This window comes from Streptomyces sp. Act143, assembly GCF_003143935.1.
Classification (GTDB): domain Bacteria; phylum Actinomycetota; class Actinomycetes; order Streptomycetales; family Streptomycetaceae; genus Streptomyces.
The window spans coordinates 51745-73233 of sequence record NZ_QFRX01000001.1; the positions used below are offsets into that span (position 1 = coordinate 51745).

Sequence of the window (21489 nt, forward strand, 5' to 3'; positions counted from 1 at the left end):
AGGTACGCGCAGGCGGTTCGCGATGGCATCGACCCGCGTGTTTCGCCTGCAAAAGTAGTTCGTGCATACTTTTGCAGGCGGAGTACAGCAGTCCGGCTGGGCCGCATGACCGGGGGATATACGGATATGGACAGCGCTCCCGCCACGGGAGGCTTCGGGACGTTTCTGCGCCGTCTGCGGACGGAGGCCGGTCTGAGCCAGGAGGAACTGGCACATGCTGCGGGGGTGAGCGTGCGGGCGCTGGCGTACATGGAGCGCGGACACTCCCGCGGGCCGCAACGTCGCACTGTGCAGGCTCTGGCTGCCGCGCTGAAGCTCGACGCTACCGGTGCCCGGGACTTGGAACGGGCCGCGAGCCTGGGCCGCCCCCGTCCCCGTACTCGACCTGCACCGCAATCCGGACCCGCCACCGAGCAAGCCACCGAAGGCACCCAGGGGCAGACCACCGGGGCCGGTAAACAGCCGGCTTCCGGGCGGAGTACCGGGTATGCCGCCGGAACGAATACGGGGCCGATCGCGGAACCGGTCGTACCGAACGCCCTCGCACTGCCCCGCGATCTGCGCGACTTCACCGCCCGAGGCCCAGCCCTGACGCGGCTGCGGGAGCTGGCGGTGGACCTCGATCCGGCCCATCCGCCGGTCGCGGTGATCTGCGGGCAGCCGGGACTGGGCAAGACCGCTTTCGCCGTGCACGCCGCCCACGCCCTGACCCCCCACTTCCCCGACGGGCAGTTCGCCGTCGACCTGCGCGGTATGGACGCCAGACCGACTCAGCCGCGTGACGCCCTCGCCCGGCTGCTGCGGGCGCTGGGGATGGCCGAGGGGACCATACCCACCGACACCGAGGACCGCTGCGGTCTGCTGCGGTCCGCGCTGCGCGACCGACGGGTGCTGCTTCTGCTGGACAACGCTGCCGACGAGGAGCAGGTACGTCCGCTGCTGCCCGCCCAGGGCCCCTCGCTCACCCTGGTCACCAGCCGGCACGCTCTGGCCGGTCTGGAAGCGGTCCATCGCACCGAACTCGCCCTGCTGCGCCGTGAGGAAGCGGTCGAGTTGCTCACCCGCATCGTCGGCCCCGAGCGCGTACATCGGGAAAGCCAGGCCGCCCGTGACCTCGCGGACCTGTGTGGGAACCTTCCTCTGGCGGTCCGTATCGCGGGGCAGCGTCTGGCCTGCCGACCCGGCGAGAGCATCGCCAAACTCGTCACCCAACTCGCCGCTCACGAACGCCGTCTGGACACCCTGCGCGCCGGCTCCCTCCAGGTGAGGACCGCCTTCGACCTGTCCTACCGGCAGCTCAGCCCGGCCACCCGTACCGTCTTTCGCCGTGCCTCCCTCGCCGCAGGGCCCGACTTCAGTCCCGAGACCCTGGCGCTGCTGGCCGACCTGCCCCTGCCTCAGGCCGCCCACTGCGCGCAGGACCTCACCGATGCCGGGCTGTTGCAGCCCCACCCCATAGCCGACCGCTACCGTTTCCACGATCTGCTCGCCCTGTTCGCCGGTGAGCAGGTGACCGAGGAGGACGAGCCGGCGCAGATCGAGGCCGCCCGAGAGCGGACCGACCGGTGGACGTTGCGCCGGGCCACCGCCGCCGCGCTGCTTTTCGACGCCGAACACCGCCACGACGCCGGCAACTCGGATCCCGACCCGTTCACCGCGCCCGGCGACCGTGAAGAGGCCCACACCTGGTTGGAAGCGGAGCGGGCCCAGTGGCTCGCGGCCCTGACCCGGGCCCAGGCAGACGGCCGGCACCGGGAGGTCGTCGAGGCGGCGGAGGCCATGCACTGGTTCTCCGACCGCACCCTGCACTGGGAACTGTGGGCGGAGGTGTTCCGGCGATCCGTCGACTCTGCCCGCGCGTTGCGCAGCAAGCGGGACGAGGCCGTCCACCTCAACTATCTGGCCTGGGCCTACAACGTCTGCCTCTACGACCATGTCTCGGCGCTGACCACGGCCGAAGCCGCCTTGGACGTGGCCCGCGAGATCGACGACCGCCTGCAGGTCGGCTGGGCGCTGAACTACGCGGCCGAAGCGCTCCACCGGCTCGGGCGGGTCGAGGAGTCCATCACCCGGCTCCAGGAAGCGGCCGACCAACTCGGCCGGCACGACGACGCACGAAGTCGCCTCGCCGAGCTCTCCACTCTCAACAGTCTGGGCCGCCATCTGCGTCAGGGCGGCCGCGCCGAGGAGGCCCTGACCATCCACCGGCGCAGCGAGGCCATCTGCAGCGCCGGCGTACCCGACAAGTCCCCCGACCTGATCGGCCTCTATCTTGCGTCGGCCCGGCAGCACATCGGCAACGACCTCGCGGCGCTGAACCGCTGGGCCGAGGCCGAGGCCCCGCTGCGATTCGCGGTAGCCCGCTTCGATACGGGGCGGATGCCGGCCTGGTGCGAACCGGCCCGCCTCGACCTCGGCCGTGTCCTGCGCCGGCTCGACCGTCACCAGGAGGCTCAGGAAACCCTGACGGCTGCCCACGAGGCTCTCACCAGGCTGAATCACCCCCGCCAAATCGAAGCCGCCGCCGAACTGGCCAAACTGCGGACGCCGGCAGAACGCACCGAGGGCACGGGGCCGACGAGATCCGTACGAGGCCGGTGAAGACCAGGGCCCGGTAGGGGTCTCGACCTCAACGCCGAACTCCAGGACAGGGGTGTGGTGTCGGGGGAGTGAGAGGGGCACGGGTGCGGGGGCGTGTGACGGCGTATCGGAGCGGCGGTGGTTCATCGGTCATGCGGGTGCGGGTGCGGGTGCGGGTGCGGGTGCGGATCGGGCGTGGGTGGAACGGGTGGCCTGGCAGCTGATCGATGCCGGCCCTGAGGTGGAGCTGGCGTGCGGGGACTGGGAGGTGGGGGACAGCCTCCTCGCGAACGTGAGCGCAGCTCTCGCACGGGGCGGGACCCTGACCTTGTGCTCCCCGGCCTACTTCGACTCCGGGCCGCTCACAATGTCTGGAGTGGTACGTGATGCTGGCCCTGGGGAGAGGTTCGTCGGGGTGTGAATCGCGGAGACGGCGCCGCCCGTGCTGCGCCCGTTGATCGCGGTGGATCTGTTCGGTCTGGATGAGCAGGCGGCGCGTGCGGTGTTGCTGCGTGCGGTGAACGGCCCGTTCCGCCCCGGCCGCCCGTTCAGGGACTGCACGGGCGGGGGTGGGCAAGACCCAACTGGCGATCGAGTATGCGTACCGGTTCGCGGGTGAGTACAAGCTGGTGTGGTGGGTGCATGGGAGAACCCCGCCCCAATTCCCGACCAACTCGCCGCCCTGTCTCTGCACAGGCACCGCCCCCGCAGACACACGGTCCGGCGAGGCAGTCTCTGCGCTGCTCGCTGAGCCGCGGACCCGCTCACGCAGGCTCCTTGTCGTCGACAACGCGAAGACCCCGACACCCTGACCCCGTTCCTGCCGGGCGGCTCCGGGCATGTGCTGATCACCACGCGCAAACCGAGCCGGTTGCCTTGCTGCGCGCTCAGGGTGCTGTCCTCATCGACGCGACGCCGACTTGATCGCCGCCACCCTGGACGATCGACCTGCTGCTCGCCCTCGCACAGGGGGCCGCGTTCCTTCGTGGTCGGTTGTCGGCGACAGATCTGCGGGAGGAGCTGGCTGCGAGCCTGGTTGAGGTGATGGCCCAAGCCCCCCTCCCGGTGATCCGACTGCCCTGGCCCCGCAGGTACGCCTGACCCGCACCCGCCTGCAGACAGACCATCCTGGCGCTGGCGCGGTGATGGATGCGCTGGCCCTGCCGGCACCCGAACCCTTCCCCTTCACCTCCTGCGCCAGCCGTCTCCCCGACCAGGCTTCGGCATTACTGCGAGCGGCGGCGGGTTCGCGGCTGCGGGGGCGGGCGCGGCAGAGGCGGTGGCCCGGTACGGCCTGGCTCGCGACCAGGAAAGTCCCCATCAACTGCATCGTTGCTCCTCTCGGCACTGACGGCCAGCAGTCAGAGCAAGAGGCAACCGAGCCCATGGGTCGAGGCCCTGAGGGCCACGCTCCCACCGCCACCGAGGCCTGTCAGCAGCTTCACCACGGCAGTCCGGATAGACGTCAGGGATCAGGCGCAAGGGAGGGCTTCTCCGCACGTTCCCAGGATGTCGCTGGCGTCAACGGAGCAGCAGGCCGGAGGTGTGGCCCACAGTCACCGCTGAGCCGTCAGTGCCTTCCTGCCCCCCTGACGATCAACGATCGCCGCAGCGATGGTCGCTAGCCAGTCATGTCGGCGGTTTCGGCCGCGCTGGGGGTCTGCTGTTGTGGCAGCACGCCCGCTGGCGGTGCCTGCCGCACGGCCCGGTTGGCGGTGATGAGCAGGGCCAGGACGAGCAGCCATGCTCCGCAGAGCCAGACCAGTGGCGTGGCACCGAGTGTGGTGATCAGTGCGCCGCCTGCGAGCGTGCCCACCGACAGGGCTCCCGTGGTGAGCGTGGAGACCGCGCTCGTCGCCCGGCCCCGCAGCTCATCGGGGGTGATGGCCAGCTGGTGGGTGGTCATGGCCACCGCATAGATCGGAGCCACCAACGACTCGGCGGCCGCGACCGCTGCCAGTACCAGCAGGTTGGGCGCGAGGGCGTACAGCGGGAACATCAACGCCTCCAACCACAGCATCACCACGGCGATCCGGCCCAGCGGAAAGCGGCGCGTGGCCTTGTCCGAGACCAGCGCTCCCGCCATGGCGCCGACGGCCGCGCCGCTGAAGATGACACCGATCCACAGGGGCGATGCACCCATCTGCCGGGCGAGGGTGATGATCAACAGGTAGCCGGCGCCGTAACGCACCTTGTCAGCGGCCGAGACCAGAGTCAGGAAGCGGATGACCGGCTGGCGCCAGAGCCAGCCGAGCCCCTCTCGGATCTCCGTGGTGAGCCGGGACGTTGACCGCGCGTCCTGCCGGTCCACTTGGAACGGGGCCCGCATCAGACGCAGCGACGCAGCGGACACTGCGAAGGAAACCGCGTTGACGGCAAACGGTACGGTCCTGCCGACGGCATAGAGCGCACCGGCGAGTGGGGCCCCGAAGATGCCCACCGCGCCGGCGGCGGACTGCGAGTAGCCGAGCGCGGCGGACAGCTGTCGCGGACCGACCACATTGGGCAGCGCCGCTGTGTTCGCCACCTGGAAGAGAGTGGTCAGGAGCCCGGCGAGCACCGCTGTCGCATACAGCTGGGGCATGGTCAGCTTGTTCAGCCACAGCGCGACAGCGACGCCGGCGGTGAGCAGGGCTCGGCCGAGCTCACACCAGATCATGGTGGCCTTACGGTCCCACCGGTCGACGAGGGCGCCGGCGACCAGCCCGAACGCCAAGAAGGAAAGGGTGCCCAGGCCGAGTACGAACCCGGCTTGGGTGGGCGACCCGGTGAGAACCAGCACGATCAGCGGCAGGGCCATGAAATGAGCCTGATCACCGATAGCAGAGACCAACTGGCCGCTCAGCAGCAGCGCGAAGTCCCGGTTCCGGAACAGGCCGGGACCGCGAAGAGTATTCAAGGTGGTTACGCTCCGTAACAGCTCAAGGACACAAGGGTGACGTCGAAGCTGGTGTCCGAGCTAAGAGACACGGGGCGTAATGGACATGTGCGGACCGTACCGACGAGCGAGGGCGGACTGCAATCGCTTTTCCGGGGACAGGCGCACGGCCCAGCGGGCTCCTGGCCGCCGTTGCCCGGGGCGGGAAGGTCGGGCGCACCTAGCCGAGTTGGAGGAAAGCTGAGCCCAGCCCGAGCGGAACTGCGCGAGGCGACCGAGGAGGTCGGCAGAGCGGACCCAGCGGTGAAGGACGCCGTCCCGGCCGCCCGCAGTGCCCGCCGCAGCACGGACCGGGCGGCCCGGGACGTGGCCGCCCTCACCGACGAAGCAGACGAGACAGAGCCGGTCCCTGCGGGACGCCTTCGGTCGCGTCGACGCCGGTGATGCGGCCGGTTCCGCCGGGCCGGCTGAGGGGCAGGGGGCGCGCGGTGGGTCGGCCAGTTGGCGTGATCAGGCTGCTTCGGGGCATTCGGGAGCTACCTCAGGTCACATCGAGAGGTAGGAGGTAGATCATGATCGCACTCGGCATCATTCTTCTGATCGTCGGTTTCCTTACCGGCATATCGATCCTGTGGACCCTCGGCATCATTCTTGCCGTGGTCGGCGCCGTCTTCTGGGTCATGGGTTCCATGGGGCACGCGGTCGCCGGTCGACGCCACTATTGGTGACCGTACCGTTCACCGGTCGGCGCCCTCGCGCCGAGGGGGCGTCGCCTGCAAGGTCGGGCCAGTAGGGGCAGGGGTCCTTGAGACAGCGAGGGGTCCTTGCTCCTGCAGGCCGAGAGCGGTCGTAGCTTTCAGAACGCGTAACGCACCCGCAGCCACGGCACATGGGTACTGAGGAGTCCGCGCAGGGTCTGCACGGCTTCGGCTTTGATGAGGTTGTGGTAGCGGACGTTGGCGGCGCCGTTCTGCGAGCGCTTGCCCTGTTGCAGCGCGGGCTGCCACAGCAGGTCCTCGGCGCGGGGGTGCCAGCCGAGGTTGACCTGGTGCAGGTCCTCGTTGTGGGTCAGCATGATGACCTCCGCCGCGGCCTGCTGCTTGACCCGCTGCGGTACGACGTCGTCGACCTGCCGCAGGAGGTCGGTCCAGTCGTCCTGCCAGCCGGGCCGCAGGACGACGGGGGAGAGGTTGAAGTGGACTTCGTACCCGGCGTCCGCGAAGTCGGCCGCGGCGGCGATGCGGTCGGCCACCGCAGAGGTCCGCAGGTCCAGCAGCCGGGCGTCGTGCGGGGGCATGAGCGAGAAGCGGATCCGGGTGCGGCCGCGGGGGTCCAGTGCCAGCAGATCCGGGTTGACGAACTTCGTGGCGAAGGACGCCTTCGCGTGCGGCCACTGGCTGAAGGCGGTGACGAGGTCCGCGGTGTTGTCGCAGATCAGCGCGTCCACCGAGCAGTCGCCGTTCTCGCCGATGTCGTACACCCAGGCCGTCTCGTCGCACTGGTTGGACTCTCGTTTACGGCCTTGGCGGGCGATGTGCCGGGCCAGGTGCGCGATGATCTGGTCGATGTTGGTGAAGACGGTGATGGGGTTGGCGTACCCCTTGCGACGGGGCACGTAGCAGTAGGCGCAGGCCATCGCGCAGCCGTTGGAGGGGCCGGGAGCGATGAAGTCGGCGGAGCGTCCGTTGGGCCGGGTGGTGAGGGTCTTGCGCTCGCCCATGACCAGCGTCTCGCCCTTGACGCGAACCCATCGCTCGACGTTCTCCTCGTTGCCGTGCAGTCCCGGGATGCGCCAGTGGGAGTCCACTTCGACGACCTCCGCGGCGGGGAAGCGCGCGAGAATCTCACGTCCGCGAGGCGACGTGGCGGCCGACGGCTCGGCGTAGATGGTACGGACCGGGAGCAGCCGCCGGGCCGTGGAGGACTCGTGGAAGGGCGGGCCTGCCGCGGGCGCCTTCCCGTCGGGAGCGGCAGGTGCCGCCGTACCCGTCAGCGCGTCGAGGCCGAAGAGGGTGTCGGCACCGTCGTCGGGCTCGGCGGAGGGGTGTGCCATACGTGAAATTCTCTCGCCGTTGGTGCACCAGTACGCCCCTATCATACTTATTGCCCTGCCCTGCCCTGCTTGGCGCGGTGAACGGTCGTCGCCGGGCCCCCTTCGGGGGGTGCGCGGTTTCCGGTCGGTCGGCACGCCCCAGCGCCGGGGCGTGCCCGCACTCGCGCAGGCCGCCGCGGGGCGGACGACGTGCACGAGTGCGAGGTGCTGTGCGCGGTGGATCGTGGTTCAGCCGCCGGGGAGGATGACGGCATTGCCTGCCGGGGCCGGGGCCGGGCTCGGGATCGGGGCCGGGCTCGGGATCGGGGCCGGGCTCGGGATCGGGGCCGGGCTCGGGATCGGGGACGGTGGCCACCTCCGGGGGGCAATCTTGCGGAACTGCAGTGCCTTCATGGTGCGGAATCCTTTGTGCGGCTCGGCTGCGGCTCAAAGGGGTAGGTGCCGTCGACCAGGTTGGTGCGGATGGCGCGGCTGTAGGCGTCGATGTCGTACGCACCCGGCTGGCACGCTCGGGCCGCCGATGTCGGCGTTGTTCATGGCGAGGTAGTGGGCGCCGAAGGTGTCCACGGTGAAGGTGACGGCCGCGGCCGCGGAGGAGGGGCCGGTCACGTCGAGCTGCACGGCCGCTGCCTTGATGCCTTCGACCTTGAGGGTTTCGGCGGCCTGCTCGGAGCCTTCGGCGTCGAAGCCGGCGATAACGACGTTCGCGCCGCCCGCACCCAGGCGTCAGGCGGTGGCCAGACCGCTGCCGGGGGTGGCGCCGGTGATCAGCGCGGTGCGGCCGGTGCGCTCAGTGCAGTGATGGTGCTCATGTGCTGCTCTCACTGCGCGAGAGGGGGTGCGGCGACTGCGGTGGCGGCCTCCGAGATCAGAGCGTCGTAGCTTGCTTCACCCGGGCGGCCAGGTCTGCGGCATCGGAGTCGTGGCCTCGTCCGCCACGCGCCCAGACGTGCAGCGCGGCGGTGAGGACTCCGGCGGCGTCCACCACGACGGCCGGACGGATGTCCCGCACGTTGTCGTTGCCGAGCCGGTCGGCGGTGCTGCGCATCGACTCCTCCTGGGCGTCGACCCGCTCTGCGATCGCCACGACCGCTGTGGCCGTCAGCCCGTGTTCCAGGGTCAGCTCCATTGCGGCGACGGCCAGGGCGCTCCTGGTCTGCTGCGCCTCGCGTCGGCGTCGGTCCCGGGCCGGGGCGACGGGCTCCGTTGCCTTCGTGTCTCCCTCTGTAAGCCGTCATGTCTCATTGGGACATCAGTCGCAGGGAGGCAGGCGCCCCGAGGGGATGGAATGCAGGCACAGCGTGTGCTCTCGCGCTCTGGCGGACTTGGGCTTGATCGGCTTGGCCGTCAGGCCGTCGGACGCTGGGGGTCGTCGGGGGCCGGCGGGGGTGCCGGACGCGGATCGGCACACGTGGCCGGCCCGCCGCGCCGCTCTACGAGGCTGCCGGTGGCCTCGTAGAGCTTCACCCTAGGGCTCGACGAGCCGCTGTCGGGCCGCCACTAGGGTGGGCGCATGTCTGTGAACATCCATCTCTACCTCGACATCGAGAACCTCGCCTCCGCTGAGGAAGCCGACGCAGTGGGGGCGACAGTGGAAGAACTCTTCAAAGAGCACGGGATCGAGTCGTGGATGCGGGTGGGTGTTTTCCATGACCCGCCCAAGGTTCTGACGAGCAGCGAGCACGGGCCGATTATCATCACCGGGTTCGGAAGATGGTCCGAGCAGTTCGAGTCCGACGTCGCCAAGGCGATTGGCGCCGTCGCGCCGAAGGCCCGGATTGACCTGAAGTGGGACTACCCGGACGAGAGGTGACAGGGCGTGGGCGTTCACCGGTGCCCGGATGGCTGAACCGGCCGGGGCCGGGCGGGGGAAGACGCCCCCGCCTCAACGGTCCGGCGGCGGGGAGCGGTTGGCCGGAAGTGAGCCCAGGGGGTGTGCCGATCGGTCTGGACCATTGACCCGGCCCCGTCATGACGGCACCCAGAAGCCCGTCAGTGGCCGTGTGAGTGAACAACCGTCACATACCTGAATCAGTAGGGTAAGCGCCCCTCTCGCGTCCCCGCGCACCGCCACCCCTCGGCTCACGACGAGGTGAACGCTCATGAGCACCACGCGAAGGAAGCTCCGCGGCTACGCGCTCGGCGGCGCGACCGCCACGGCGGTCGGTCTCCCCGCCGCTCCCGCGCACGCCGCCTCCTGGCAGCTGAAGTGGTCCCCCTCGGCGAGCGGCGACGGACGATATCGCCGGTGTCGCGCTCCTGGGAAACCCGTACACTCCCTGAGCAGTCACAAAGATTCGCTGTCGAGGAGCCCGCTCCGTTCGATGTGACCTTCAACGCGGGACACGACAGATCCAGCTGTGCCGAACCGTCCTCGACGGGCGACAGGGTGGCCGGTGTCCTGTTGCCGTTGGCCCGACAGTTCGCCCCGATCGCGGACGCCGCACTCGACCTGCTGCTGAGGATCGCCGCCGCCGCGCACGGTCTGGCGGTGTTCCTGAGGCAGGGCCTGTGGCGTGAGCGCCGCTGGGACTCCTTCTGCCTGGTGACCCCCAACTGGCAATTCGGCACGGGAAGCGCAGCCCTCTGGGACACCGAGGCGAAGGCTGCCCGCTCAGCCCGGGAGATCATGGGGCAGAACGCCGTACCGTGATCGTCAAGCAGCACGCGGCCGCCGAAAGGCCGACCGAGCGGGAAGAGGGCCCCGGGTGCCGGGGGACACCCGGGGGTGGAGAAGGGTCAGGCGCCGGTTCCGGTCACCGAGCCTGCGCTCTTCGTCACGTGGTACGTCACGGTGGCTCCGCTCCAGAAGTGGAAGACGAGCGTCGCCTGGGTGTTGTCACGCAGTGAGTTGACGAACTTGGAGGTGAGGAGGAGCCCGTTGCCCGGGTAGTCGGGAGAGAAGGCCTCGTTGAACTCCTGGTAAGGAGTCCAGTTGGTCGGGCCGGCGTTGCTGCCGTCGGCGTACGTGGCCTCCATGGTGGCCAGTTGGTCACCGCGGTATTGGGTGGGAATGGTGAGATCGCCGGCGTCGCCGGTCGCGTCGGAGAGCACCGGCCTGTCGTACGTGGTCACGTGGATCTTCCAGGGCAGACCCCGGGAGAAGCGAGCCTCGATGGTCGCGTTGACCCCGTAGGCGCGGTCGCCGGCGAGCCGGGTCAGCGCGGTGGCTGTGAGCGTGAGCTGGTTGCCGGAGACGGTGTAGTCCCGGCCCCGGACGAGCTCTTTGCCGCCCTGCCACATGCCGCGGAAGGTGGTGCCGTTCGGGTTGAGGGTGAGTGTTCTGGCGGTGATTGCACTCGACTTGGCCAGGAAGACACGGTCCGAGGAGGCGGTGCCCGAGCGGGTGGTCCAGCTCGACTTGATCAGGTTGATCAGCTCGGGGTCACGCCATTGCAGCGTGGAGCGGTTCAGGAAGTTGTAGGCGTCCCACAGGGCCGTGGTCACCCCGGAGGTGCGGGCCTCGTATCCGAACATCTCGAAGTACTTCAGTGCTTCGCCGCGTTCGACACGTGGCGCGGGTTGGAAGTGGTCGGGGTACGACAACAGGCCGTACTCACCCAGGTAGACGGGGATTCCCTTGGAGACAAGGGTGTCGCGGAGCCGGGCGAAGTTGTCGGTCAGGTCCTTCTGTGCGGTGGCGTCGAACCGGGTGCCGCCGGCGATGTTCACGCTGAACGGGTACCAGCTGTAGTAGTGCACGGTGGCCACGAGGTTGGGGTCGTCGAGCGACTGCATCTCGCTCACCAGGGCATCCAGGAAGACCTGGCCGGAATTGGTGTGCAGGCTCGGCAGGACGAGCAGACGGGTCGCGTTGTTGCCGCCGGACTGGCGCACCACGCCGTGGAACGCGGTGTTCAGTTCGTCGTTGTACTGGATGCCCTGGGCGTCGGTGGTGTTGTTGAACTGCGGCTCGTTGTTGCTCTCGAAGAGCAGCTTGTGCGGGGAGTCCTTGAAGGTGGCGGCGATCTGGGTCCAGGAGGCCTTGAAACGGGCCAGGACGCCGTCATGGTCGGTGGGCATGTCGGCGATCCACTGCCACGAGTCGTGATGGACGTTGATCACGACGTAGAGACCGTCGGCCAGGGCCCAGTCGACCACCTGCTTGACGCGGGTCATCCATCGCGCGTCGATCGTGTAGGGAGCGGTGGAGGACTGGTGGTCCGTCCACGTCACTGGGATCCGGACGCTGCGGAAGCCCTGGGCTTTGATGGTGTCGAACAGGGCTTTGGTGACGGGTGGGTTGCCCCAGGACGTCTCGTCGGGGATGGCGTCCAGGGTGTTGCCGAGGTTCCAGCTGGGCTGCATCGCGGCCACCGTGCCCATCGGACTGAGCGCGATGTTCCCCGTCGCCGCGTACGCGCCCTTGTGGGACGGTGCGGCGAACGCGGTGGTGCTGGTCAACCCGATCGCGGCGACCAGCGCCAGCAGCAGACCGAGCACCCGGCGGGGGCCGCCTCTGCGCCGGTCGGAGGGGTGGTGCGTTCCCTTCATCTCTGACCTCTCTGTGTTGGCCGAGCGGGTTCCGCCCGTGGGGATGGAGCGGCAGGCAGCAAGGGGGCGTCTGCGGAAGCCGACGTGGTGACTCGGCTCGCGCCGCGCCGGTTCAGAGGGAGAGCGGCTCGTAGTCGAACCAGTCGAAGTGCACGGTGCCCGCTGCCGCGTACAGGCCGATGACCCGTCCGGTGAAGCCGCCTGCCACCTCGGTCGACAGGTAGCGGCCGTCGAGTGCGCCGAGTGGGATGAAGGTGCCGTCCTGCTGCTCGACGCCGAACGTGAGGACGTCGGGGCCGGTGCGGGGGCCGTTCGGAGGGGCGTCGCAGACGTCGAGGCGCAGTACCACGGGCCCGGCGGGCACGGGACGGGCCGCCACGACGGTGCGGAACGGTCCGACGCGGCTCAGGACGCGTACCTGGCCCTCGGCCGCCTCGATCTCGTAGTGGTGCTCCTCGTCCAGACGGACGGCGAGGCCACCGCGCCCTTCGGCGGGGTCGATCCGGGTGCGTACCCGGCAGGACAGGTGCTGCTGACGGCGGCCGGCGAAGACGACGTCCGGCTCGTCCAGCGAGGTGCCGCGGGCCCGCAGGGTCAGCCAGCCGGGCCGTTCCTTGGTGGTGCAGTGCTCGGCGGGACGGTCGCGCACGGAGATCCACTGCGGCCGCAGCTCGTTCAGGTCGAAGTCGTCCCGTACTTCCTCGGCCGGGCCGGGCACGAGCGGCCATGCCGGCGCGGGCAGAACTGACGTCACCTCGCCGACGACGGGCCAGTCGTCCACCCAGGTCACCGGTGCGAGGAACGTCTCGCGTCCCAGCACGTGCCAGCCGGGGGTGCCCCCGCGCGGGCGGACCCCCAGCAGCACCAGCCACCAGGTGCCGTCGGGGCCTTGGACCAGGTCTGCGTGCCCGGTGTTCTGGATGGGGTGGTGGGTACCGCGGTGGGTGAGGACCGGATTGTGCGGGCACGGCTCGAACGGGCCGGTGGGCGTGCGCCCGCGGGCGATCGAGACGGCGTGGCCGCGCTCGGTGCCGCCCTCGGCGATGAGCAGGTACCAGTAGGCGCCGATGCGGTACAGGTGCGGCGCCTCAGGTGCCTGGGCGCCGGGGGTGCCGGCCCACACCTGGTGCGCAGGTGCGAACGTCTCGCCGGTGTACGGGTCGATACGGACCTGTGCGCCGCCGGCGACCGTGCACCAGCAGGTGCCGTCCTCGTCCCAGGTGAGGTCCGGGTCGATGCCTTTCACCTCGGGCAGTCGGACCGGGTCGGACCAGGGTCCGGCGGGGTCGGTGGCGGTGAACAGCATGGTGCCCTCGCCGTCGGCCACGTTGGTGACGATGAGCCAGAAACGTCCGTCGTGGTGGCGCAGGGTGGGAGCGTAGATCCCGCCGGAGGACGGCATGGCGGCCGGCAGGCGCAGTTGGGCCGGCCGGTCCAGGGCGTTGCCGATCTGCGTCCAGTGCATGAGGTCCCGGCTGTGGAAGACGGGGATGCCGGGGAAGTACTCGAAGCTGGAGCAGACGAGATAGTAGTCGTCGCCCACGCGGCAGACGCTGGGGTCAGGGTGGAAGCCGGGGATCACGGGGTTGGTCAAGGTGGTGTCCGCCCGCCGTGTTTCTGTCATGGGGCCAAGTCCCTTTCCTTCAACGGGTCGTTGTCAGGTGGCACCGGCGGTTCAAGGCGCGTCCGGCACTACGGGGGCAAGGCGGAGCAGCACGGCGGACGGAGCTGTGGGCAGCGTCAGCGTGAGGTCGGCGGCGTCGGGGTTCCAGGCGGCGACGGCCTGGCTCGCGGTGGGGTAGAGGACGTCGACGCGAGCGGCGGAGCCGCGCAGGTGAGGCAGGGGGAGGCTCATGGTGGACGCGCCGCGGGGGCGGCGCCACACGGTGAGGTAGGTGGCGGCCGGGGTGCCCAGGGCCAGGGCGAGCCATGGGTCGTCCCAGGCCGGCAGGCCGAGCGGCCACGCGGGGACGGCCTGAGGCAGGTCGGCACGGATGGCCTTGTACACGGTGACAGCCTCGTGCACCAGGGCCCGGGCCTCGGGCCGCAGATCCGGGAGCCGGCCGGAGAGGTGGATGCGGCCGAGGAGTGCGCTCCCCATGGTGAAGGCGACCTCGTCGAGGGAGTCCTCCGGCAGCGGGTAGGCCCAGACGGCGCCCTGTTCGGGGGTGACGGCGGTGGGCGCGGAGGCGGCGATCGGTGCGTACAGCTGGAGGTTCTGCTGGTCGCTGGTGGACTGCAGTTGCAGCCGCGACAGCAGTGCGTAGTCCCAGCGCATGCCGCCGGAGGAGCAGTTCTCCACCACGAGGTGCGGGTAGCGGTCCAGGATGCCGTCGAGCCAGTCCAGTTGGGCGCGGTTGTGGCCGAGCAGTCCGGCGGCCGGGGTCTCGTCGGGGTGGGCGCTGGTGCCGGAGCCGGGGTCGATGTTGTGGTCGAGCTTGAGGTAGCCCACCCCCCAATCGCCGACCAGACGGTCCACGACCTGGTCCAGGTGGGCGCGGGCGGCTGGGTGACGCAGGTCCAGGTGGTGGCGGCCGGTCTCCGTGACGCGCACGCCGTCGCGGCGGAAGAACGCCTCGTCCGGCAGGGCCTTTGCCATGGGGCTGCGTACGCCGATCACCTCCGGCTCCAGCCACAGTCCGGGCACCATGCCGCGTTCGCGGATGCGGTCCAGCACCTCGTGGATCCCGCGCTCTCCTGGGAACCGTGAGGCGGCCGGCTCCCAGACGCCGACGCTGTCCCACCAGCCGCCGTTCTCGTCGTCGTACCAGCCGGCGTCGATGACGAAGTACTCCGCACCCGCTTCGGCCGCCGCGTCGATCAGAGGCAGCAGTTTCTCCGTGGTCGGGTCGCCCATCAGGCAGTTCATGTAGTCGTTGAAGATGACGGGGAGTCTCCGGTGGTCGGAGTGCGGGCGGCGGGCCGTGCGGCGGTAACGGGTCAGCGCGGCGAACGCGTCGTCCGGGCCGCCGTCGCCGCTGAAGGCGAGGGCGACGGGTACGGTGCGGAACTCGCCGCCGGGCTCCAGGGGTTGGCGCCAGCCGTGGTGGGTGTCGGTGGGGCCGAACAGGGCGAGGTAGGCGAGCTGGTCGCGTTCGCCGCACTCCCAGTGCCAGCCGCCGCCGTTGTGCTCGATCTGCCACAGCCAGGTGCGGCCCGAGTCGCGGTCGGTGAGACCGCCCATGGGCAGGCGGCCGCAACTGGACCACACGCCCCGGCCGGTCTGCGTGAACTCGCCCTTGCCGTTGTCGTAGACGACGACGCGGTCGCTCAGCAGCGGCGAGGTCACCCGCATAGGCCGGCGCTGCCAGCGGCATTCGGCGACCCAGTCGTTCTCCGCCCACAGCAGGTCCGCGCCCCCGATGGCCGCCGGACCGTCCGCGAGGCACCCCACGACCAGGGACGAGACCGATTCCAGGTGCAGCGCGGCCTGCCCGCCGTTGCGCAGGACCACCTCGCTGCGCAGGACGGGCACGCCGTCCGGCGAGCGGTAGGTCACCTCCGCGACGAGCCCGGTGTCAGGGTCGCGGAGTTCGACGGTCAGCACGTGCCAGTCACCGTCGCGGGACACGCGGTGCGCGCGGTGGCGCAGCCGTCCGCCGACGTAGGAGTCGATGAGACGCCCGCCCGACCAGGCGCGGCCGTGCCCCGCGGCCGTGACCTCCAGCAGGGGCAGCGGAGGCCAGTTACGCCGCTCGGGGGGTGTCCCGCCGGGGAGGCCGATGTGGGTGAGGCGGGCGGTGCCTTCCTCGCCGACGTCGATCTCGACCTCCAGGGCGGCGTGGCCCCATCGGAGGGTCTGCGGTGCGCTGGTCATGGTGGCCTTTCTGGTGGGGGAGAGACGTGGGGGTCGGGACCCAGCGGTAAGGGAGACAATGGGCGAGGGTCAGGTGATACGGAGCACTGCGCAGCCGCCGGGCGGCAGTTCGGCCAATGTGATGCCCGTGAGTACGTCGCGGGCGGGCTCGGGCAGGGGCACGGGTTCGGGGCGGTGGTTGATCAGGACGCGCCAGCTACGGCCGTCCGGGGCGCGTCGGAGGACGGCCTCGACCTGAGCGGGCAGGCCTGGTGCCTCGGGAGCAACCCCCGTTTCGTCGAGCAGCCGGGCGACCAAGGCGGCGTAGCCGGCGTCGTCCAGGCGGGTCGAGAGGTACCAGCCCGTTCCGGTGCCGAAGCGGTGGCGGGTCAGCGCCGGGGCACCGGCGAGCATGCCCTCGGCGTAGGCGGCGAGCGTGTCTGCGCCTTCGGCGCGAAGCGACTCGCTCCAGACGGTGCCGTGCGATCCGTCCGACAGGGCGATCCGCTCGTCCCGCCGCAGCGGCCGGTACTCCTCGACGCGGACGCCCAGTGCCTCGCGCAGCGGCGCGGCGGGGTAGCCGCCGAGGCGGGCGTGCATGCGGTCGTCGACGTATCCGCTCGCGTGCTGGACGAGGAGGGTCCCGCCACCGGCGACGTAACGGCGTAGGTTCTCGGCCGCCCCGTCGGACAGGAGGAACAGGGCCGGCGCGATGACGAGAGCGAAGCGGCTCAAGTCGTGCTCGGGGTGGGCGAAGTCGACGGTGACGCCGGCGTCCCACAGTGCCCGGTGCGCCCGGCCGAGTGCCGCGTGGTAGTCGAGGTCCGCCGAGGGCAGGCCGTCCACGCCGAGCGCCCACCAGGCGTCCGCTTCGTGCAGGACCGCCACCGAAGCGGTGACCGTCGATCCCGCCAGTTCGCCGAGCCGGGCGACCGCCTCGCCGACGTGCGCGACCTCTCGGAAGATGCGGCTGTCCGGCCCGGCGTGCGGGACCATCGCCGAGTGCCACGTCTCGGCGCCGGCGCGGGACTGCCGCCACTGGAAGAACAGGGCGCCTTCCGAACCACGCGCGATGTGCCCGAGGGTGTGGCGCAGGACGTCCCCGGGCTCCTTGGCCAGGACCCGGTCGCGGTCGTAGACGGTGTTGGTGCCCTGTTCCATCAACAGCCAGGGCCGGCCGCCGCCCAGGGAGCGGGCGCGGTCGGCGTGGAAGGCGACGTCGGCGGCGGCGTCCGGACCGGGGGCGCTCGGATACTGGTCGGACGTGACGACGTCCAGTTCGCGGGCCAGGGCCCACAGGTCGACGTTCTGGTAGGCGGGGAGCATCAGGTTGGTCGTCACCGGCCGGTCGCTGTGCGCGCGGATCGCGTCGCGTTGCTCGCGGTAGGCGGCGATGATCTCGTCGGACCAGAAGCGGCGGAAGTCCAGTGCCTGGCCGGGGTTCTTGTGCCACTGCGTCACGCGCGGCGGCAGCAGTTGCTCCCAGGAGGTGTAGCGCTGGCTCCAGAAGACTGTTCCCCACGCCTCGTTGAGGGCGTCCAGCGAGCCGTGGCGCGCGCGCAGCCACGCCCGGAAGGCGGCGGCGGTGTGGTCGCAGTAGCAGAGCGTGCCGTACTCGTTGTGCACGTGCCACAGGGCAACGGCGGGGTGCTCTCCGTAGCGTTCGGCCAGGGCGGAGGCGATCCGGCGGGCCGCGCTGCGGTAGGCGGGCGCTGCGAGGCAGTAGGTGTCGCGGCTGCCGTGGGTGAGGCGGGTGCTGTCCGGGGTGACCGGCAGCGCGTCGGGGTGGGCCAGGGTGAACCAGGGCGGCGGGGAGGCCGTCGGGGTGGCGAGGTCGACGGCCACGCCGTTGGCGTGCAGGCGGTCTATGTGGGCGTCGAGCCAGGCGAAGTCGTAGCGGCCCTCGTCCGGTTCCAGCAGGGCCCAGGAGAAGACGCCCATGGTGGCCAGGTTGACTCTGGCCCGGCGCATCAGCGTGTCGTCCTCCTTCCAGACCGGTTCGTCCCACTGCTCGGGGTTGTAGTCACCGCCGAAGGCGAGGCCGTCCAGGCGGTCGGTCAGGCTGCGGGTGGGCATGACTGGTCCTCGGGAAGAAGGGATTCGGCACCTGCTGGGCTACTGCTCCGGTCCTCCTGACGGTGGTGAGGGAATCGGGGGTCGGTTCACCCCCTGATCGCGCCCGAGAGCACACCGGTGCGGAAGTGCTTCTGTCCGAACGGGTGGATGATCAGCAGCGGTACGGACGTCAGGACGATCACCGCCCTCTGCATGAGGCAGCGGGGCCGTCTGCGCGTGCCCGGAGCCGAGGCCGGAGTCGAGGCCGGAGTCGACCCGGCTGTGCCAACGGAGCTCCCGGGCTTGGCTCGTTGCTCAAGGCGGCGATCCTTCCTTCCCGCGATCGTCGAAGCGCTTCACCTGGCCGGGAACGTTAACGACACGTCTCTGACGAGACAAGAGGGCAGGCATCAAGAAAATCTCTTCGACTCAGGCCGTTGACAGCCCGTTGCGGCGATGCAGGCGTTGAAGCGCTTCGATAACGCACCTGCCTGCCTGGGCGTCTTCCGCGGGGGTTCTTCGTCCTGCCCGCCGCCCGACATCCGTTCCGCGCCCCGGTGGCGCCGATCGACGGGCGCGCCGACGACCTGCTCGGGCGGCCCGCGCGCGACATGCGGATCACACTGCCGCGTCAGTACGCTCCGGCCGTCGAGCGCCTCGGTGTGGCCTCGTTGTGCACGGGTACGGCTGCGCTGCACGGCGTTCGGTGCGGCGGGCGGAGTTGACGGACCCCGAGAGCCTCAGGCCCGGGTTGGACGGCGCGGAGGCGGTGTTCCTGCAGCGACGGCGGTCCCGTCGTGCATCCGCTCGACGTGCCGCGTCTGCTGGATGTGGCGAAGGCTGGCGGGGTTCACCACCGCCATCGGCTTGTGTCCCTGCTCGACTGCGAGGTGGATCTTGCTGTTCGCCCGGCTGCGGGAGCGTCCGGGACCGTCGTCGGCCGGCTGCACCCATCAGGCTCCTGGCCGAAACGGCACAAGTCCCTGACAGGCGAACGGAATCCTGGCGCGGGCATGCGCGATGGTGCGGCGGCGCACCACCTCGCATGCCCGCCGCGTGGGCGATCAGGTCACGGGCTGAAGCGTCCACAGCAGGTTTGTGCTGGTGGTCCACGTCCATTGCTTCGTCACGGAGCCGGAGGGGACCTGGCCGCCACCGTCGAGCACGAGTCCCGTGCTGCGGTTGGCGATCGAGTACTGACCGTTGCCGCGGTCGGTGATCTGCCACTGCTGGTTGGGGCCGCCGTTCCAGGCCGCTTGGCGGGCGGGAGAGCCGTTGTCGGTCGAACCCCAGCCGTCGGCGACCATGCCGTTGGTGCGGTTGACCAGCCGGTAGTAGCCGGTGCCGAGGTCGACGGCCTGCCACTGGAGGTTGGTGCTGTCGACCGGAGTCCACTGCTTGAGGTTGGAGCCGCTGGCGACATTGCCACCGCTGTCCAGGGCCAGACCGTCCGTGACGTTGATGAGCCGGAAGTAGGTGACCGGATTGAAGGTCACCTTGAGCGAGGCGATGGCGTCGTTGTTGCCGGTGGTGCGCAGGTCGGGGGTGTCGGCGGTGAAGTTCCAGGCTGTGCCGGTGAAGTTGTCGCCGGAGTAGCCCGTCACCCGGTAGCCCCGCGGCACCCGCAGCGAGGAGATGGAGGACGGCCCCACCCCCGCAGCCGTCAGCTGGGAGGAGGTGTAGCTGCCCAGCGTCAGCACCGCGCTGGCCGCGGAGTAGTCCACGTCCTTGAACGCCGTCACCCGGCCCGCGCCGACGGCCGTCGGGATGCCGGTGACCTCCACGCACACCACGGAGTCGTTGGCATCCGGCGCACCGGACGGGACGGTGACATTGATCTGGCCGCCGCTGACGGTGTAACTGAGTGAGGCCGACGGGTTGTTCATGAGATAGACGCGGCTGATCGTGTTCGTGAGCGCCGGGATCTGCAGCACACCGCCCGAGGGCCAGGCGAAGACATGGGCGTACAGCTTGCCGTCCTTCTTGGTGGCTGTGCCCCAGGTGGGGTCGGTGCCGTAGGGGCTCGCCGTGGCTCCGTGCACGCTGTCGCCGTACGTCGCCATCCACGAGGCCAGGCCCTGAAGGACGGTCACGGATCCGGCGGTGACTGAGCCGTCGCCCTTGGGGCCGATGTTCAGCAGGAAGTTGCCGTCCCGCGAGACGCAGGTGACGAGCTCCTGGACGAAATCCTTCACGGGTCGGTAGGAGTTCTCCTGGCCCCCGTTGTAGCCCCAGGCACCGTTCATGGTGTCGCACCGCTCCCACTGGCGCTCCAACGGTGCGGCGGGGACACCGAACTCCGCGACCGCGTAGTCGCCGAGCCCCAGGTCCCGCTTGACCCTTTCGTTGACGACGAGTTGGGGCTTGCGGGCGATCAGCCAGTTGTAGAGGTCCTCGCCGTCCGACTTGAGCCACCAGTCCTGGAGCGTGGGGCTGGAGGGCTCGCCGAACCAGTCGCCGTCGAACCACAGCAGCGCCGGGTCGTAGCGGTCCAGCAGTTCCTGCAACTGGGCCTTCATGTCGGCGATGTAACTAGTGCGGGCGCCCTGGGAAGCCATCGTGGTGACGCCACCGCTCCGAATCGTCTGCGAGGGATGATTCCAGTCGAGGATCGAGTAGTAGAGCCCGAACTTGACACCTCTCGCCTCGCACTCGGTCTTGAGTGCCGCCAGGAGATCTCCCTGGACGCCGGCGTAGTCGTGCAGGTTGTACAGCCTGGTGCCGGTGGTGTCGGTGAAGCTGGGGACGTCGGAGTTCCACATGGCGAAGCCCTCGTGGTGCTTGGCCGTGATCACCAGGTACTTCATACCGGCGTCCGCCGCCAATTGCGCGATGGCCGCCGCGTTGAAGGCCGTGGGGTTGAACTGTTGCGACACCTGGGTCTGGTAGGCGGACTTGGACCAGTTCTCCGCGGAGAAGGCCCATTCACCGTGGCCGAGGTAGGAGTAGGAGCCGAAGTGGATGAACATGCCGAACCGGGCCTGGTACCACCATTGCATCTTGGATGGGACGGTGTAGGCCTGAGCGGGTGCAGCCCACAGGGCCTGGGGCAGTCCGAAGGCCACGACGCCTCCGGCGAGCGCGGCAGCTTTGATCAGGGAACGTCTGCTCAGGTGCGCAGAGGACATGGTGCGGCTCCTGGATCCGGGAGGCGTGGCGGGAGGGGCAGGGCGCATGCACGGGCGTCAGGTCCGTCGGCGCCGCGGACACGCTTCTTACGCCAGCGCCGCCGATGACATCGGATGAATTTATAGGGGCTGCCCGCGTTCCCGTCTAGAGTGAAGGCGGAAGTTCATCAATTGACTCTGCTCAACAGGGAGTTACTCAGCATCCCTCTGGCTCGAACTTGAGGGAGCAGTGGGCTGCTCGCTGACATTGATCGGATCTATGGTTTTGGTGGTGAGGACAGCAGGGAGCGGTGTGGCGGAGCGTGGCCCGAGGAGCCGGGAGACCCGTGGCCGACGATCCGAGCTCCGCAAGGCCGCCCATGGTGGGCGCCAAGTCCCCTTCTGGTAGCGGCCTCGTCCTTGCTGGGCGAAGACGCCTTGACGGAGGAGGCGTCCGAGGCGATCGGCTTCGTCGGACTGGTGCTGCCACGCGCAACTCGTGCACTCACCGGCGCGGGCCACGCCA

Annotated in this window: 12 protein-coding genes; 4 read left to right on the plus strand and 8 right to left on the minus strand. The window is 69.9% G+C overall.

Features of this window, described 5'->3' with window-relative positions; all coding sequences use genetic code 11:
• Positions 1–126: 126 nt before the first annotated feature.
• A complete protein-coding gene (locus DI272_RS00290; RefSeq protein ID WP_109493126.1) occupies positions 127–2601 on the plus strand; it encodes a helix-turn-helix domain-containing protein in 2475 nt (824 codons plus the stop codon).
• Between the two features lie 1600 nt (positions 2602–4201).
• Here the strand turns inward: DI272_RS00290 and DI272_RS00300 are convergent.
• Positions 4202–5479 carry an MFS transporter gene (locus DI272_RS00300; RefSeq protein WP_181387034.1) on the minus strand — a complete coding sequence of 426 codons (1278 nt, stop codon included), beginning with the start codon at positions 5477–5479 and terminating at the stop codon, positions 4202–4204.
• Between the two features lie 551 nt (positions 5480–6030).
• On the opposite strand from DI272_RS00300, the gene DI272_RS44070 reads away from it, so the two are divergent.
• Entirely contained in the window at positions 6031–6186 is a 156-nt protein-coding gene (locus tag DI272_RS44070) for a DUF6131 family protein (RefSeq protein ID WP_146238291.1), read from the plus strand.
• Between the two features lie 128 nt (positions 6187–6314).
• On the opposite strand, the gene DI272_RS00305 is transcribed toward DI272_RS44070, so the two are convergent.
• Both DI272_RS00305 and DI272_RS00315 read right to left on the minus strand, forming a co-directional pair.
• On the minus strand, positions 6315–7511 hold the full coding sequence (locus DI272_RS00305; protein WP_109493129.1) for a spore photoproduct lyase family protein: 1197 nt from the start codon (positions 7509–7511) through the stop codon (positions 6315–6317).
• A gap of 868 nt (positions 7512–8379) precedes the next feature.
• Positions 8380–8640 (minus strand): hypothetical protein, encoded by a 261-nt coding sequence (locus DI272_RS00315; protein ID WP_375138016.1) that lies wholly within the window; start codon positions 8638–8640, stop codon positions 8380–8382.
• Positions 8641–9024: 384 nt separating this feature from the next.
• Between DI272_RS00315 and DI272_RS00320 the strand changes: the two genes are divergently transcribed.
• Entirely contained in the window at positions 9025–9324 is a 300-nt protein-coding gene (locus tag DI272_RS00320) for a hypothetical protein (RefSeq protein ID WP_109493130.1), read from the plus strand.
• A gap of 597 nt (positions 9325–9921) precedes the next feature.
• Complete coding sequence (locus tag DI272_RS00330; RefSeq protein ID WP_146238292.1) at positions 9922–10164, plus strand: hypothetical protein; 243 nt, start codon at positions 9922–9924, stop codon at positions 10162–10164.
• An 86-nt stretch (positions 10165–10250) separates the two neighbouring features.
• Here the strand turns inward: DI272_RS00330 and DI272_RS00335 are convergent, their stop codons facing one another.
• From DI272_RS00335 to DI272_RS00355, 5 genes are all read right to left on the minus strand, one after another.
• On the minus strand, positions 10251–12005 hold the full coding sequence (locus tag DI272_RS00335; RefSeq protein WP_109493132.1) for a cellulase family glycosylhydrolase: 1755 nt from the start codon (positions 12003–12005) through the stop codon (positions 10251–10253).
• Positions 12006–12117: 112 nt separating this feature from the next.
• The gene (locus DI272_RS00340) at positions 12118–13629 is read right to left on the minus strand and encodes a glycoside hydrolase family 43 protein (RefSeq protein ID WP_109493133.1); all 1512 of its coding nucleotides are present in this window, start codon (positions 13627–13629) and stop codon (positions 12118–12120) included.
• Between the two features lie 51 nt (positions 13630–13680).
• Positions 13681–15822, minus strand: coding sequence for an alpha-galactosidase (locus DI272_RS00345; protein WP_109493134.1), 2142 nt, complete (start codon positions 15820–15822; stop codon positions 13681–13683).
• A gap of 69 nt (positions 15823–15891) precedes the next feature.
• Positions 15892–17877 carry a beta-galactosidase gene (locus tag DI272_RS00350; protein ID WP_109493135.1) on the minus strand — a complete coding sequence of 662 codons (1986 nt, stop codon included), beginning with the start codon at positions 17875–17877 and terminating at the stop codon, positions 15892–15894.
• 1043 nt (positions 17878–18920) lie between these two features.
• Complete coding sequence (locus DI272_RS00355) at positions 18921–20984, minus strand: alpha-L-fucosidase (protein WP_109493136.1); 2064 nt, start codon at positions 20982–20984, stop codon at positions 18921–18923.
• Positions 20985–21489 lie beyond the last annotated feature (505 nt).

Excerpts from the sequence above, each read along its gene's own strand:
- DI272_RS00355 (WP_109493136.1), bottom strand. The coding sequence starts at position 20,984 with ATGTCCTCTGCGCACCTGAGCAGACGTTCCCTGATCAAAGCTGCCGCG.
- DI272_RS00335 (WP_109493132.1), bottom strand. The coding sequence starts at position 12,005 with ATGAAGGGAACGCACCACCCCTCCGACCGGCGCAGAGGCGGCCCCCGC.
- DI272_RS44070 (WP_146238291.1), top strand. The coding sequence starts at position 6,031 with ATGATCGCACTCGGCATCATTCTTCTGATCGTCGGTTTCCTTACCGGC.
- DI272_RS00340 (WP_109493133.1), bottom strand. The coding sequence starts at position 13,629 with ATGACAGAAACACGGCGGGCGGACACCACCTTGACCAACCCCGTGATC.
- DI272_RS00290 (WP_109493126.1), top strand. The coding sequence starts at position 127 with ATGGACAGCGCTCCCGCCACGGGAGGCTTCGGGACGTTTCTGCGCCGT.
- DI272_RS00305 (WP_109493129.1), bottom strand. The coding sequence starts at position 7,511 with ATGGCACACCCCTCCGCCGAGCCCGACGACGGTGCCGACACCCTCTTC.
- DI272_RS00320 (WP_109493130.1), top strand. The coding sequence starts at position 9,025 with ATGTCTGTGAACATCCATCTCTACCTCGACATCGAGAACCTCGCCTCC.
- DI272_RS00315 (WP_375138016.1), bottom strand. The coding sequence starts at position 8,640 with ATGGAGCTGACCCTGGAACACGGGCTGACGGCCACAGCGGTCGTGGCG.
- DI272_RS00345 (WP_109493134.1), bottom strand. The coding sequence starts at position 15,822 with ATGACCAGCGCACCGCAGACCCTCCGATGGGGCCACGCCGCCCTGGAG.
- DI272_RS00350 (WP_109493135.1), bottom strand. The coding sequence starts at position 17,877 with ATGCCCACCCGCAGCCTGACCGACCGCCTGGACGGCCTCGCCTTCGGC.